The 15,769-nt window shown below is 63.6% G+C and carries 10 protein-coding genes; 9 read left to right on the top strand and 1 reads right to left on the bottom strand.

What is annotated here, in order from left to right; translation table 11 throughout:
- The first annotated feature begins 108 nt into the window (after window positions 1-108).
- The 7 genes from hutC to hutG all read left to right on the top strand — a co-directional run bounded on the left by hutC (window position 109) and on the right by hutG (window position 8,548).
- Window positions 109-819: a histidine utilization repressor gene (gene hutC / locus RR51_RS02335; RefSeq protein ID WP_177328633.1), complete on the top strand. Its 711-nt coding sequence runs from the start codon at window positions 109-111 to the stop codon at window positions 817-819.
- Complete coding sequence (locus tag RR51_RS02330; RefSeq protein WP_039612504.1) at window positions 816-1,388, top strand: HutD/Ves family protein; 573 nt, start codon at window positions 816-818, stop codon at window positions 1,386-1,388. The genes hutC and RR51_RS02330 overlap by 4 nt, the downstream gene beginning before the upstream one ends.
- A gap of 253 nt (window positions 1,389-1,641) precedes the next feature.
- Window positions 1,642-3,315 carry a urocanate hydratase gene (gene hutU, locus RR51_RS02325; protein WP_039612503.1) on the top strand — a complete coding sequence of 558 codons (1,674 nt, stop codon included), beginning with the start codon at window positions 1,642-1,644 and terminating at the stop codon, window positions 3,313-3,315.
- Window positions 3,316-3,422: 107 nt separating this feature from the next.
- Window positions 3,423-4,955: a histidine ammonia-lyase gene (gene hutH, locus RR51_RS02320; protein ID WP_003259868.1), complete on the top strand. Its 1,533-nt coding sequence runs from the start codon at window positions 3,423-3,425 to the stop codon at window positions 4,953-4,955.
- 153 nt (window positions 4,956-5,108) lie between these two features.
- Window positions 5,109-6,512: an amino acid permease gene (locus RR51_RS02315; protein ID WP_023663049.1), complete on the top strand. Its 1,404-nt coding sequence runs from the start codon at window positions 5,109-5,111 to the stop codon at window positions 6,510-6,512.
- A 16-nt stretch (window positions 6,513-6,528) separates the two neighbouring features.
- The gene (hutI, locus tag RR51_RS02310) at window positions 6,529-7,734 is read left to right on the top strand and encodes an imidazolonepropionase (RefSeq protein WP_039612502.1); all 1,206 of its coding nucleotides are present in this window, start codon (window positions 6,529-6,531) and stop codon (window positions 7,732-7,734) included.
- Window positions 7,735-7,744: 10 nt separating this feature from the next.
- The gene (gene hutG, locus RR51_RS02305; RefSeq protein WP_039612501.1) at window positions 7,745-8,548 is read left to right on the top strand and encodes an N-formylglutamate deformylase; all 804 of its coding nucleotides are present in this window, start codon (window positions 7,745-7,747) and stop codon (window positions 8,546-8,548) included.
- A 59-nt stretch (window positions 8,549-8,607) separates the two neighbouring features.
- Here hutG and RR51_RS02300 read toward each other — a convergent pair whose 3' ends face one another.
- Entirely contained in the window at window positions 8,608-14,133 is a 5,526-nt protein-coding gene (locus RR51_RS02300; protein ID WP_236693246.1) for a dermonecrotic toxin domain-containing protein, read from the bottom strand.
- A 170-nt stretch (window positions 14,134-14,303) separates the two neighbouring features.
- On the opposite strand from RR51_RS02300, the gene pip reads away from it, so the two are divergent.
- Complete coding sequence (gene pip / locus RR51_RS02295) at window positions 14,304-15,275, top strand: prolyl aminopeptidase (protein WP_013974556.1); 972 nt, start codon at window positions 14,304-14,306, stop codon at window positions 15,273-15,275.
- Window positions 15,272-15,709: a D-aminoacyl-tRNA deacylase gene (gene dtd, locus RR51_RS02290; protein WP_039612499.1), complete on the top strand. Its 438-nt coding sequence runs from the start codon at window positions 15,272-15,274 to the stop codon at window positions 15,707-15,709. Before pip ends, dtd begins: the two co-directional genes overlap by 4 nt.
- Window positions 15,710-15,769 lie beyond the last annotated feature (60 nt).

Genomic DNA, 15,769 nt, shown 5'->3' with positions numbered 1-15,769 from the left:
ATACAGGCGTTTGCCTGCCGGGTAAACTGCGGCAAGCTACCGCTCATTCCATTTGCACAAGGATCCAACGCCGTGCCGACACCTCCTGTCTCCGCGCTGGTTGCCCAGATGGGCGAGGGCCCGGCTCCGCTGTACGCCCGGGTCAAACAGATGATCATCCAGCAGATCGACAACGGCAGCTGGCCACCGCATCACCGGGTACCCTCGGAGAGCGAACTGGTCAGCGAGCTGGGCTTCAGCCGCATGACCATCAATCGCGCCCTGCGCGAGCTCACTGCCGAAGGCCTGCTGGTGCGCATGCAAGGGGTCGGTACCTTCGTGGCCGAGCCCAAGGGGCGTTCGGCGCTGTTCGAGGTCAACAACATTGCCGACGAAATTGCCGCGCGAGGCCACCAGCATAGCTGCCAGGTGATCACCCTCACCGAGGAAACGGCCGGTTCCGAGCGGGCCCTGGCCCTGGACATGCGCGAAGGCCAGCGAGTGTTCCACTCGCTGATCGTGCATTTCGAGAACGGCCTGCCGGTGCAGATCGAGGACCGCTACGTCAATGCGGCGATTGCCCCCGACTACCTCAAGCAGGACTTCACCCGGCAGACGCCATACGCCTACCTGTCGCAGGTGGCGCCGCTGACCGAGGGTGAGCACGTGGTAGAGGCAATCCTGGCCGAGCCGGAAGAATGCCGCCTGTTGCAGATCGAGCGGGGCGAGCCCTGCCTGCTGATCCGCCGTCGCACCTGGTCCGGCCGCCAGCCGGTGACCGCCGCGCGGCTGATCCACCCCGGTTCCCGTCATCGCCTGGAAGGACGTTTCAGTAAATGAGTCAGCTGCAGTTGTTGCATGCGCAGGGCTACCCGCGCATGCCGTGGAAGAACGGTGGCGGTTTCACCGAAGAGATCACCCGCGACAGTGGCGAAGGCCTGGACGGCTTTGGCTGGCGCTTGTCGATTGCCGATATCGAGGAGTCCGGTGGCTTTTCCACCTTCGCCGGCTACCAGCGAATCATCACCGTGTTGCAGGGCGACGGCATGCGCCTGCTGGTCGACGGCCAGGCCAGCCGGCCGTTGCTGCCTTTCGATGCCTTCGCCTTCAGTGGCGAGAGCCAGGTCAGCTGCAAGCTGCTGGGCGGGGCGATCCGCGATTTCAACCTGATCTACGCACCGCAGCGCTACCGGGCACGGTTGCAGTGGTTCGATGGCACCAGCCGCTTGTACAGTTCGGCGTCGACGGTGTTGCTGTTCGCTGCCAGCAGCCAGGTCGAGGTGGGTATTGCCGGGCGTGAGACGCAGCGGTTGGGGTTGTATGACTGCCTGCGGCTGGAGGGCAATGACCAGTTGTTGGGGTTGGATGTGCAGGGGCGGTTCTGCCTGATCGAACTCGTTTCACGTTGAAATAGCCGGGGGCTGCTGCGCAGCCCTTCGCGGGCTTGCCCGCTCCCACAGGTACAGCGCACGCCTTGAAGGCAGTGGCTCTCTGTGGGAGCGGGCAAGCCCGCGAAGGGCCGCTCAGCGGCCCCATTTCTTTTGCCATTCAGCGGAAAAGTCCAATTATTTTGGTTGTCCATGCTTGTACATACAAGTAAAGGTGTGTTTGTATATCTACCACGACATACCCGCCCGCGGACGACCGCAGAGGACCTTTCCCGTGACCGACAACAACAAATACCGTGACGTTGAAATCCGTGCCCCACGTGGCAACAAGCTGACTGCCAAAAGCTGGCTGACCGAAGCGCCACTGCGCATGCTGATGAACAACCTCGATCCACAGGTCGCGGAAAACCCGAAAGAACTGGTGGTGTACGGCGGTATCGGCCGCGCTGCCCGTAACTGGGCGTGCTACGACAAGATCGTCGAGACCCTGACCCGCCTGGAAGACGACGAAACCCTGCTGGTGCAGTCGGGCAAGCCGGTCGGCGTGTTCAAGACCCACAGCAACGCCCCGCGCGTACTGATCGCCAACTCCAACCTGGTGCCGCACTGGGCCAACTGGGAACACTTCAACGAACTGGACGCCAAGGGCCTGGCCATGTACGGCCAGATGACCGCCGGCAGCTGGATCTACATCGGCAGCCAGGGCATCGTCCAGGGCACCTACGAAACCTTCGTCGAAGCCGGTCGCCAGCATTACGGCGGCAGCCTGAAAGGCAAGTGGGTACTGACCGCCGGCCTGGGCGGCATGGGCGGCGCCCAGCCACTGGCCGCCACCCTGGCCGGTGCCTGCTCGCTGAACATCGAATGCCAGCAGAGCCGCATCGACTTCCGTCTGGAAACCCGCTACGTCGACGAGCAGGCCACTGACCTCGACGACGCCCTGGCACGCATTGCCAAGTACACCGCCGAAGGCAAGGCCATCTCCATCGCCCTGCACGGCAACGCTGCCGAAATCCTGCCAGAGCTGGTCAAGCGTGGCGTGCGCCCGGACATGGTCACCGACCAGACCAGCGCCCACGACCCGCTGAACGGTTACCTGCCAGCCGGCTGGACCTGGGAACAGTACCGCGACCGCGCGCAGACCGAGCCGGCTGCAGTGGTCAAGGCCGCCAAGCAGTCGATGGCCGTGCACGTGCAAGCCATGCTCGATTTCCAGAAGCAGGGTGTTCCGACCTTCGACTACGGCAACAACATCCGCCAGATGGCCAAGGAAGAAGGCGTGGCCAATGCCTTCGACTTCCCTGGCTTCGTGCCGGCCTACATCCGCCCGCTGTTCTGCCGTGGCATCGGCCCGTTCCGCTGGGCGGCGCTGTCCGGTGATGCCGAAGACATCTACAAGACCGACGCCAAGGTCAAGGAACTGATCCCCGACGACGCCCACCTGCACCGCTGGCTGGACATGGCTCGTGAGCGCATCAGCTTCCAGGGCCTGCCGGCACGTATCTGCTGGGTTGGTCTGGGCCTGCGCGCCAAGCTGGGCCTGGCGTTCAACGAAATGGTACGCAGCGGCGAGCTGTCGGCACCGATCGTGATCGGCCGTGACCACCTGGACTCCGGTTCGGTGTCCAGCCCCAACCGTGAAACCGAAGCCATGCGCGACGGTTCCGACGCTGTCTCCGACTGGCCGCTGCTCAACGCCCTGCTGAACACCGCCGGCGGTGCTACCTGGGTTTCGCTGCACCACGGTGGTGGCGTTGGCATGGGCTTCTCCCAGCACTCTGGCATGGTCATCGTCTGCGACGGTACCGACGAAGCCGCCGCGCGTATCGCTCGCGTGCTGACCAACGACCCAGGGACCGGTGTGATGCGTCATGCCGATGCCGGTTACGACATCGCCATCGAGTGCGCCAAGGAGCAGGGCCTGGACCTGCCGATGATCACTGGCTGATCGCCACGCTTTGGATCGCACCCCACGAGGGGTGATACTGAACAACAAGAAGGGGCACGCAGGCACTCACAAACGGGCCTGCGGCTCCACGCGATTGGAGTAGTGAAGTGACCGAATTGACCCTCAAGCCCGGCACCCTGACCCTGGCCCAGCTGCGCGCCATCCATGCCGCGCCCGTGCGCCTGCAACTGGACGCCAGCGCCGCGCCGGCCATCGACGCCAGCGTTGCCTGCGTCGAGCAGATCATTGCCGAAGACCGTACCGCCTACGGCATCAACACCGGTTTCGGCCTGCTGGCCTCGACCCGCATCGCCAGCCACGACCTGGAAAACCTGCAGCGCTCGCTGGTGCTGTCCCACGCCGCCGGTGTCGGCGCGCCGCTGGATGACGACCTGGTGCGGCTGATCATGGTGCTGAAGATCAACAGCCTCAGCCGTGGTTTCTCCGGCATCCGTCGCAAAGTCATCGACGCGCTGATTGCCCTGGTCAACGCCGAAGTCTATCCGCACATCCCGCTGAAGGGTTCGGTGGGCGCTTCCGGCGACCTCGCCCCGCTGGCGCACATGTCGCTGGTGCTGCTGGGTGAAGGCAAGGCCCGCTACAAGGGCCAGTGGCTGCCAGCCACCGAAGCCCTGGCCGTGGCCGGCCTCGAGCCGCTGACCCTGGCTGCCAAGGAGGGCCTGGCCCTGCTCAACGGCACCCAGGCGTCCACCGCCTATGCCCTGCGTGGCCTGTTCCAGGGCGAAGACCTGTACGCCGCTGCCATCGCCTGCGGCGGCCTGAGCGTCGAAGCCGCACTGGGCTCGCGCTCGCCGTTCGATGCGCGCATTCACGAAGTGCGTGGCCAGCGCGGCCAGATCGACACGGCTGCCTGCTTCCGTGACCTGCTGGGCGACTCCAGCGAAGTGTCGCTGTCGCACAAGAACTGCGACAAGGTCCAGGACCCGTACTCGCTGCGCTGCCAGCCGCAGGTCATGGGCGCCTGCCTGACCCAGCTGCGCCAGGCCGCCGAGGTACTGGGCATCGAAGCCAACGCCGTGTCGGACAACCCGCTGGTGTTCGCTGCCGAAGGTGACGTGATTTCCGGCGGTAACTTCCACGCCGAGCCGGTGGCCATGGCCGCCGACAACATCGCCCTGGCCATCGCTGAAATCGGCTCGCTCAGCGAGCGCCGTATCTCGCTGATGATGGACAAGCACATGTCCCAGCTGCCGCCGTTCCTGGTGGAAAACGGCGGGGTCAACTCGGGCTTCATGATCGCCCAGGTCACCGCTGCTGCCCTGGCGAGCGAGAACAAGGCCCTGTCGCACCCGCACAGTGTCGACAGCCTGCCGACCTCGGCCAACCAGGAAGACCACGTGTCGATGGCCCCGGCTGCCGGCAAGCGCCTGTGGGAAATGGCCGAAAACACCCGTGGCGTGCTGGCCATCGAATGGCTGGGCGCCTGCCAGGGCCTGGACCTGCGCAAGGGCCTGAAGACCTCGGCCAAGCTGGAGCAGGCGCGCCAGGCGCTGCGCAGCGAGGTGCCGCACTACGACCGTGACCGCTTCTTCGCGCCCGACATCGAAAAGGCCGTGGAACTGTTGGCCAAGGGTCGCCTGACCGGCCTGCTGCCGGCTGGTGTGCTGCCAAGCCTGTAATGCCCCCAGGGGCCGCTGTGCGGCCCATTCGCAGCGCAAGGCTGCTCCTGCAAAGGCGACGCGCTCCCTTGTAGGAGCAGCCTTGTGCTGCGAAAGGGCTGCAAGGCAGCCCCCCTCGATCTCACGACCACAAGAACAATTTAAGGACGTGACATGCAACAAGCTCAAGGTCTAAAACGCGGGCTAAGTGCCCGCCACATCCGCTTCATGGCCCTCGGTTCTGCCATCGGCACCGGCCTGTTCTACGGCTCCGCCTCGGCCATCCAGATGGCCGGCCCGGCGGTGCTGCTCGCCTACCTGATCGGCGGCGCCGCCGTGTTCATGGTCATGCGCGCCCTCGGCGAAATGGCTGTGCACAACCCGGTCGCCGGCTCGTTCGGCCACTACGCCAGCACCTACCTCGGCCCCATGGCCGGCTTCATCCTCGGCTGGACCTACGCCTTCGAGATGGTCATCGTCGCCATCGCCGACGTCACCGCCTTCGGTATCTACATGGGCTTCTGGTTCCCGGAAGTGGCCCGCTGGATCTGGGTGCTGGGCATCGTCTTCCTGATCGGCGGCCTCAACCTGTGCAACGTCAAGGTCTTCGGCGAAATGGAATTCTGGCTGTCGCTGCTCAAGGTCGGCGCCATTGTGGCGATGATCCTGGCCGGCCTCGGCATCATGGCCTTCGGCTTCAGTCAGGTAGGCACCGGGCAGGCCGTGGGCGTCAGCAACCTGTTCGACCACGGCGGCTTCATGCCCAACGGCGTGGGTGGCCTGATCGCCTCCTTTGCCGTGGTGATGTTCGCGTTCGGCGGCATCGAGATCATCGGCGTCACCGCCGGTGAGGCCAAGGACCCGCAGCGGGTCATCCCCAAGGCGATCAACGCCGTGCCGTTGCGCATCCTGCTGTTCTACGTGCTTACCCTGTTCGTGCTGATGTGCCTGTTCCCATGGCCGCAGATCGGCAGCCAGGGCAGCCCGTTCGTGCAGATTTTCAGTAACCTGGGCATCGGCTCTGCCGCCGCGGTGCTGAACATCGTGGTGATTTCTGCCGCGATCTCGGCCATCAACAGCGACATCTTCGGCGCCGGCCGCATGATGTACGGCCTGGCCCAGCAAGGCCACGCACCGCGCGGCTTCAGCAAACTGTCGAAGCACGGCGTGCCGTGGATGACCGTGGTGGTGATGGGGGCTGCGCTGCTGATCGGCGTGCTGCTCAACTACCTGATCCCGGAGAATGTGTTCCTGCTGATCGCCTCGATCGCCACCTTCGCTACCGTGTGGGTGTGGCTGATGATCCTGCTCACCCAGGTGGCCATGCGCCGCAGCATGAGCCGTGAACAAGTGGCCCAGCTGCAGTTCCCGGTACCGTTCTGGCCTTACGGCCCGGCCATGGCCATTGCGTTCATGGTGTTCATCTTTGGCGTGCTCGGTTACTTCCCGGATACCCAGGCGGCACTGCTCGTCGGCGTGGTCTGGGTGGTGTTCCTGGTGGCGTCCTACCTGCTGTGGTGCAAGCCGCGCGCAGGGCAGGGCAAGCCAGTAGCGGAACCGGCCGAGCTGCACCGCTAAGTACAGGAGTCAATGTATGAGAACCGTCTGGCAGCACTGCCATGTGGCAACCATGGCCGAGGGCCGTTACTCGGCCATCGAGGACGCGGCCATCGTCACCAACGCCGGGCTGATCGAGTGGATCGGCCCACGCGTCGAGCTGGCGTCGGTCGAGGCCGAACGTACGGTGGACCTGGGCGGCGCCTGGGTTACCCCGGGGCTGATCGACTGCCACACCCACGCGGTGTTCGGTGGCAACCGCAGCGGCGAGTTCGAGCAGCGCCTGCAGGGTGTGAGCTATGCCGAAATCGCCGCACAGGGCGGTGGCATCGCCAGCACCGTGCGGGCCACCCGCGCGGCCAGCGAGGACGAGCTGTTCGCCAGTGCTCGCCAGCGGGTCCAGGCGCTGATGCGCGATGGCGTGACCACCATCGAGATCAAGTCCGGGTACGGCCTGGACCTGGCCAACGAGCGCAAGATGCTGCGTGTGGCCCGGCGCCTGGCCGACGAGTTGCCTCTGGCGGTGCGCGCCACCTGTCTGGCAGCCCATGCCTTGCCGCCGGAATACGTCGGCCGGGCTGATGACTACATCGCGCACATCTGCGATGAAATGCTGCCGGCCCTGGCCGCCGAAGGCCTGGTGGACGCAGTGGATGCCTTCTGCGAACACCTGGCGTTCTCCCCGGCCCAGGTCGAGCGGCTGTTCATCAAGGCGCGCGAACTGGGCCTGCCGGTCAAGCTGCACGCCGAACAGTTGTCGTCGCTGCACGGTTCCAGCCTGGCGGCGCGCTACCAGGCGCTGTCGGCCGACCACCTGGAGTTCATGACCGAGGACGACGCCATTGCCATGGCAAAAGCCGGCACGGTCGCCGTGCTGCTGCCGGGCGCGTTCTACTTCCTGCGCGAAACCCAGCTGCCGCCGATGGACGCCCTGCGCCGCCACGGCGTGAAGATCGCCCTGGCCAGCGACCTCAATCCCGGCACCTCGCCAGGTTTATCGCTTCGGCTGATGCTGAACATGGGCTGCACATGCTTCCGCATGACCCCGGAAGAAGCCCTGGCCGGCGTCACCGTGCACGCCGCCACGGCGTTGGGCCTGGGCGACAGCCACGGCTCGCTGGAAGTGGGCAAGGTCGCCGACTTCGTCGCCTGGCAGATCGAACGCCCCGCCGACCTGGCCTACTGGCTGGGCGGCGACCTGCCCAAGCGCGTGGTGCGCAAGGGTCACGAGATTTCCAATTGAGTGAGGCACGATGGACAAGGTACAGAGTTTTCACCAGGGGCGCCTGCCGCTGCTGATCAGCATGCCCCACGCCGGCCTGAAACTGTCGCCGGCTGTTCGAGACGGCCTGGTCGAGCAGGCGCGCAGCCTGCCGGACACCGACTGGCATATTCCGCGGTTGTATGACTTTGCCCGCGAGATGGGCGCCAGTGTCGTAGCCGCGGAGTATTCGCGTTTCGTCATCGACCTGAACCGGCCGGATGACGACAAACCACTTTACGTCGGCGCCACTACTGGCCTGTACCCGGCCACACTGTTCGATGGCGAGCCATTGTTCAAGGACGGGCTGGTGCCGACAGGCGAGGAGCGCAAGCAGTATCTGGAGCAGATTTGGCGCCCCTACCACGACACGATTCGTCGTGAGCTGGCACGGCTGCGCGAGCAATTCGGCTACGCCCTGCTGTGGGACGCCCATTCGATCCGTTCGCTGATCCCGCACCTGTTCGACGGCAAGCTGCCGGATTTCAACCTGGGTACCTTCAACGGCGCCAGCTGCGACCCGGCTCTGGCCGAACAGCTGAAAGAGGTCTGTGCCCAGGCCCAAGGCTACAGCCACGTGCTCAATGGCCGCTTCAAGGGCGGGCATATCACCCGGTATTACGGTGATCCGGCCAACCACATCCATGCGGTGCAGCTGGAACTGGCGCAGAGCACCTATATGGAAGAAGCCGAGCCGTTCGAGTACCGCGAAAACCTGGCACGCCCGACACAGGAGGTGTTGAAGCAGCTTCTGCAGGCGCTGCTGGACTGGGGTGAGGCGCGTTACGGGCGTTGAAGTTCACCGGTGAGAATGGCGACGCGATGCAGGTTGTTCGCGTCGCCAGTCACTACTGCTCAGTTGTTGTTGATTTGCTTGATGGTGAGTTCGCGCAGTAGCTCCCTCTCTTCCTGATCCTTGTCATCTTGCAGGCCTTGCTGCAAGTTCAACTCGTCCTGAAGCGAGTGGTCCTTGCTTGCCAGCTCAAGCACCCGCAGGCGGAAACGTGCTTCTATTTCGGCGAAGCGGTCGGCAAATTCGGCTCGCAGACGCGTGGTCCAATCCGTATTCGCCAGCATGTATTCGACCAGTGCATCGCTCAGTTCACTTTTCCGGACCTTCTCCAGCACGCTGGATAGCTCATCGCGCGCCAGGTTCGCAGCACCTCGAAAACGCATGCTGTCGGCGATCGGCAGGTCCAGTTCCCTGGCCAGTTCCCGTCGGTAGGCCAGGCGTACCGATACCCGGTCACCCGTGCCAGTCCGTTGGTTGGCCAGCAGCTCCAACTGTTCGGTCCGGAAAAGCTGCAACAGGCGACGACCCAGTGCTTGCAGGGAATCGCCGGCGTCGATCAACAGGCGTTGGCTCATCAAATACAGTTCAATATTGTTGAACTCCTGCAGCGCTCCATCGTGGCAGGTCTGCGAGCCGGTTGCCGGGTCGGGCAATGCCGCAGCAGCGATGCTCTCCATGATCGGGCGTTCGGTTTCGTTGCTTGCAGCCACCACCAGCATCAAGCGCACCCGTTCGCAGAAGGTGGCTCGCGTATTCGGGTCAACGTATGGGGCGGCATTGTGCAAACGGCCCGCCAGACGCAACAGATCACTGCCTTCGAGTCGCTCCCAGCAGTCCTGCAATGCGGCATTCTGTGCTTCGCTACCCAGCATCCAGTCCTCCAGCCTGGGCGTATCATCGCCCAGCAGTGGGAAGTGAGGATGGTCGAGAGATCCTTCGCTGGAAGTATCGAAGAACATCAGGTCGTCGGGGATATCCAGGGCAAAGGAATAGCTGTGCTGGCTGTCCGAGAACGTGCGTACCCGCAGGATGGTTTCAAGAGGCAACGGGTTGTCGAACAAGGCTATCGACGAGATCGGCATGGGATTGTTCAGGTTCGACAGGATGTGCTCGGGCAACTGGGTGATGTTGTTCGAGCTCAGGTCGAGAAGTTCCAGTGGCAGCAAACTGTCACACCAGCTGGGCCAGGCTTGCAGGTTCATGTTGGTCAATGCGAGTGACTGCAGGTTGCTGGCCAGCGATGCGGGCACCCGGTCGATGCTGCCCATGCGGTTGCCCGACAGGTCCAGCGACGTCAGGTTTCGCAGCCCTGCGAAAATGTCGAGCATGGCCTGATCGACCTCAAGGCCCATGTTGCGAAACTCCAGGAAGGTGAGCTGGGGAAGGCGAGCCAGAGCGGATGCCAGCGAGGGCATGGCGGCCTGGTGTTCATCGATGGTCAACCGGCTGATGTTAGGGAACCGGCTGAGTAGTTCATCGAGCTGTGAGGCGCTGCCTCGCAACCGCGTCAGGCTGAGTGCGCGTACGCGGCCGCCGAAGAACGCTGGAAGACGCCTGGGGAAATGTTCGATGGCCACGTCCTCGAGTTGCAGGCGCAGGTAGGACTGGCCCTGCTCCTGTTGTTCCCAGAATTGACCGATCGCTGATGCGATACGTTGCCTGTCCGCTAGCGCGGCTTGGGTCAATGGGTTGCTCGAGCTGGATGCCTGGGCCCAGCCATCGATCGCATCGCGCATCTGTCGACGCTCATCGCGAATGCGTGCGAGTTGTTCGGACATTGCCTCTGGCTGGTCCGTGGTGATGCCCGAGGTGTCGACGCGCTCGTTCAGCAACAATCGCTGCAGGTGAGATTCATTGATGCTGTTGCCTTCCAGCGAGATCACCGGTGGGGTGGTCAGCATGTCCGCTTCATGAAGCAGGAACGAGGGCAACGACCTGAGATTGTTGTGGCGCAACGACAGATGGGAAATGCGCGCCAGGGCGTCGCTGCCAATCCCGATCGGCCATTGGGCCAGCTGCATCTGGTCCAGGCCCAGGTAGTCCAGGGTCAATTCATGGAAACTTGGCCTGTTGCTCTGCGCCAGCCGGTTACCACTCAGGTCCAGGTATCTCAATTGGCGAAGCCCTGACAGCAGGTTCAGGTCGCTTTCGGAGAGCGTCATGTTCTGGTTGGTGAGCACCAGCCGTTGCAACGCTGGCAGGCACTCGGTGATGGTGGGCACGCTGAACAGGAAGGGCGAGGGCGTTGCCCTGGGGTCAAACGGACGGCTGATTTCCAGCGACTCGATCTGCGGCATCTGCCTGAGCAGGCGCTGCAGCAGGCGCTCGTTTTGCGCCCAGCCCGCCAGCGATCCTGACGGTAAGTCGATCAGGCTCAAGCTGCGCACGCGTGTGTTGAAAAAAGCGGGCAAGGTGAGGGGTACGTCGGCAAGTGGGACGCGGGCAATACGCAGTTCGGTCGTGGGCTCTGTGCTCTCCTCCAGCGCAGTCTCGTACCAATGTTGCATGATCGAGTCACGCAGGCTGTCGTAGTCGTGGGCTGCCTGGTCGCTTGCCGGCGAAATGGCTTCGCTCCAATCGTCCAGGCTGCTTTGCAGCTCGTTGCGTTGCTCCACCAGCGTCTGCAAATGCTCGAATATCTGCAGCTGTGTACGGCCGCGGCTGGCAAGTGCCAGCAGAATCTGATCTGCCGAGCGGCCGGTGCGTGTGGCGAGCCCTGTGGCTTCGATAGCTTCGAGCAGGCGGTGACGGGTGATGCCGTGGGTGGCCGGGCCGCCGCCACTGAGTGGGTAGCCCAGGCGGCCATCGGCCAGGCGCATGGGAGAACGGTAGCCGGGGCGTACGGGCTGCATGCCCAGCAGCGCCCTCAGGGCTGGGCGGGGTAGTAACGGGCTTTCCTGTACAAGGCGCTGCAGCGCTTGCTGATCGGTGACGTCCATGCTCGCCATCGCCGCGGGCAGTGCCTCGTACAATGCAGCGTAAAGGCTTGGGTACACCTTGACCGCCGCACTGGGCAGGCTTTCGTCGTGGACGATGTACCCTGCCGGGGCATGGGTGATGGTCGTGTATGGGCGAGTGCCCGGCGTGCCAATGGCATGATCCTGGGTCGGCCAGGACATGCGCTGGAGCAGCCGGAGCCTGGTCTGTGCAGGCCAGCCTGGCAAGCGTTCGAGCGTATGCATGATCAACAGGTCGCTATCCCAGCTCGGTACGCTGGACAGGTACAGCCCTTCGCAGGTGCGGGCAAGGCGAATTTGTTGCTGGTAGACGCGGGCCTCCTCGCCAAGGCGCAGTGGTACCTTGCCACTGTCGAGCATCTGCAGTTCTAGGGCACTGGCCTCGCGTGCCAGCTCATTGGCGACTGCTAACGGCAATTTCGGATACGCCCTCTGGATGGCCTCGGCACCCGGCGCCAGGTCGCGCGAAAGGCTGGCGTAGGCCCTGGCGAACTCAGCGGGCCGAGTGCTCTCGTCTGCCAGCCGGCGGACCGTTTCGTCCAGCTTGAAGCGTTGCAGGGTGTCTTCCAGCAAGGCCGGCAGCCGCTGGCTTTCGGCCAGGGCCCGGCGCAGCTCGTCTTCATGTACGCCGCTGACGGCGATAATCCGTTGCAGCGTCGGCTCGTCGAAGTGCCCACTCAAGTGGCCGATGCGGCGCAGGAGTGTCATGCCCGACCAACTCAGTGGCTTATCCGTAACGTGCAACCATGCTCCGGCACCGTTGTGCCGCACTGGCGGCTGGTAACGGCGAGGGCTTGCAGGGTGTTGCAAACGATATTCGCCAGTCGTTGGCGTTTGGCTGACGATGTACTGATTGCCCTGCAGTACCAGCCAGCGTTTGCCTTGGTGATGCCGTAGGCCCAGTTCGTCCGGTACCAGGTCATGGGGCAGCGTCTCGTGACTCTGGTAGGGCGTGAGGTCGGGTTTCCACAACCGCGTCTGACCATCGGATGTTTCCACGTCTTCCAGTTCTTCGATGAATGAAGGCGTTTCTACCGGAATACGGGTTATCCCTGGCTCCTCATCCTCTGGCTCTTCAATCTCCAGCCCTTCCAGCGACGTGCCGGTTTCGCTGCCGTGCAAGCCTCTCAAAGCTTTGGCTGCTGCGCTGAGGGCGGCCATGATGGCCACGTTTTCGATCACATCGACCAGATAGCCATAGGCAGTATCACGCTCGTCGTTTTCCCAGGCGTCGATCCCTTCATACACCTCATGGGCCAGCTGGGCCAGGCAAACAGCAAGCATTGCCTCGCCAAGCCCTGGCACGAAGAAGCCGGCGATGTTCAAGGCCGTGAGCACACGGCCGGCAATCAGCTCGCGGTGGGCTTGGGCGGTGCGCCGATCGACGATTTCGGTTGGCGTGGCGTGGAACAGCACATCCTTCTCATGACGCTGGGTCTTCTGGAACGTCATCACGCCCTGAAAGGCGTGGCTGAAAGGCTTTTTGACCGGATACAGGGTGGCGTGCGGGTCCGGAACACGCTCATGCAGGCCGCGGACACTCCAGGCCAGGGGCATTAGCCGGTCCTTCAGACGGGTGGTTATCAGCGCTTTGTCACGGTCGGCGAAGTGCCTGTCCAGGTAGCCGATATCGGCCTGGAGCCTGTCGCGCAACTCTTCGTTCATGGCTTCCTGGCTGGCGAATTCCTTGAGGGGGGTTGTGCTGTCTTCGGGGATGTACAGCGCCACTGCCTGATGCTCTTCAGCTTGCAGGGTGATGAGCACAACGCCGGTCAGCTCGGCTTCCCACAAGTCGAGCAGGCTGAACGTCACCGGCGAAGAGGGCGATGGCGCCTGGTCAAGTGGCGTGGCAAGAGCGGCGGAATATAGCGCCTCGCTGATTTCCCCCTTGAGGCGGGCGAAATGCAGGGATTGCCGGAATGCCGAGACCTCCGCACGCCCCAGTGTTTCATAAACGGCCAGTGCGGCTTCATCCGCGGCGAGTGGCGGCGTGGCCGCTGGATAGTAGATGGCATGTACCTGTTGATGGTATTTGCCGCCGATATCCAGCGTACGACACAAATCGGCGAAATCTTCGGCGGCGATATCCAGTGCATTGTTGATCGGCACGGTGCCCATGAAGCGCCGGTGATCGACTATGACCGACCTCTTGAGTAGGGAGGCGGGCGCGTCCATGCCATGTTCGGCAGCGGCATCCTGGTCGAAGTTGTGCAAGGCGCAGTGCAGCAGCGAGCGTGTAGCCCGGTCGACGGCCTGGCGGCTGTCGATGGCATTGGTCGTTTCGATCTGGCGGGCATCGACGAGGTAGGTGTTGCGCACGTCCAGGTCAAGCCTGAATCGCTGCTTGATGGCTTCGGTGAGTGTCTTGGTGGCGTACGCTTCCAGGGTTGGAAGCTTTTCGAACAGCTTGTGCACCTGCACCTGGTGCTCGCGGTGACGTGCGTGCTCTTCCTGCCATGCCTTGGCGACTTCCGGTTGTTGCTGGATTGCCGTCGCCAGCCAGGCAGGGGCTTGATGCCAGTTGCGCATCGCGCTCTGGGTTTCTGGCGGAGCCTGCTTGAGCCAGGTGGGGATTCTGCGCTCGATGGTGGCGTAATGAACACTAGGTACGGCAGTGACTGCAGTTGGCATGGCGAAGCCCTTGCTTGATTTGGGGCGAGGGACTATCGCGGACCTGTCTGAGCTGCTGGAGGTAGATATATGTGCCCTCGAGGTGCGGCGGCATCAGCGCGGGCAGTGCTCAAAGCGCAATTCAGGTTTATGATGGCCCACGGCCGAATAATCCTCACACGGAGTGCGCAATGCAGACCCTGTACCCGCAGATCAAACCCTACGCCCGGCACGATCTGGCCGTGGAAGCGCCGCATGTGCTGTATGTCGACGAAAGCGGCTCGCCAGAAGGTCTGCCGGTGGTATTCATCCACGGCGGCCCGGGCGCCGGTTGCGACGCCCAGAGCCGCTGCTACTTCGACCCGACCCTGTACCGCATCATCACCTTCGACCAGCGCGGCTGTGGCCGTTCCACGCCGCACGCGAGCCTGGAGAACAACACCACCTGGCACCTGGTCGAGGACCTCGAGCGCATCCGCGAGCACCTTGGCATCGACAAGTGGGTGCTGTTCGGCGGCTCGTGGGGCTCCACCCTGGCCCTGGCCTACGCCCAGACCCACCCCGAGCGGGTGCATGGCCTGATCCTGCGCGGCATCTTCCTGTGCAGGCCCCAGGAAATCCAGTGGTTCTACCAGGAAGGCGCCAGCCGCCTGTTCCCCGATTACTGGCAGGACTACATCGCGCCGATCCCGCCGGAGGAGCGCGGTGACCTGGTCACGGCCTTCCACAAGCGCCTGACCGGCAACGACCAGATCGCCCAGATGCACGCGGCCAAGGCCTGGTCCACCTGGGAAGGCCGTACCGCCACCCTGCGCCCCAACCCGCTGGTGGTCGACCGCTTCTCCGAGCCGCAGCGTGCACTGTCGATCGCCCGTATCGAATGCCACTACTTCATGAACAACGCCTTCCTCGAGCCGGACCAGCTGATCCGCGACCTGCCGAAGATCGCCCACCTGCCTGCCGTGATCGTGCATGGCCGCTATGATGTGATCTGCCCGCTGGACAACGCCTGGGCGCTGCACCAGGCCTGGCCGAACAGCGAACTGAAGGTGATCCGTGACGCTGGCCACGCGGCCTCCGAGCCGGGCATCACCGATGCCCTGGTGCGTGCCGCCGACCAGATGGCCCGGCGCCTGCTCGACCTGCCCCTGGAAGAAGCATGAGGGGCCTGCTGCAGCGCGTGCGTGGTGCGCGGGTGGAAGTAGCGGGGGAGGTAGTGGGTGCCATCGACCAGGGTTTGCTGGTGCTGGTGGCCGTCGAGCCTGAAGATTCCCGTGAGCAGGCCGACAAGCTGTTGCACAAGTTGTTGAACTACCGGGTGTTCAGCGACGAGCAGGGCAAGATGAACCTGTCGCTCAAGGATGTCGGAGGAGGTTTGTTGCTGGTGTCGCAGTTCACCCTGGCGGCAGACACCCGCAACGGCATGCGCCCGAGCTTTTCGACGGCAGCGCCACCGGCCCTCGGCGCCGAGTTGTTCGACTATCTTTTGCAGCAGGCGAAGGCCCGGCACACCGATGTGGCAAGCGGGCAATTCGGTGCGGACATGCAGGTGCACCTGGTCAATGATGGCCCCGTAACATTTATGTTACAAATGTGAGTGTAAAAAACCCCTTGTTCACAGGAAAACAAGGGGTTTTGTACGATAAATAGTTGTTCC

Origin of the sequence: Pseudomonas sp. C5pp (genome assembly GCF_000814065.1) — a bacterium.
Classification (GTDB): Bacteria; Pseudomonadota; Gammaproteobacteria; order Pseudomonadales; family Pseudomonadaceae; genus Aquipseudomonas; species Aquipseudomonas asiatica.
This window is presented reverse-complemented; position numbering and strand designations above follow the sequence as displayed.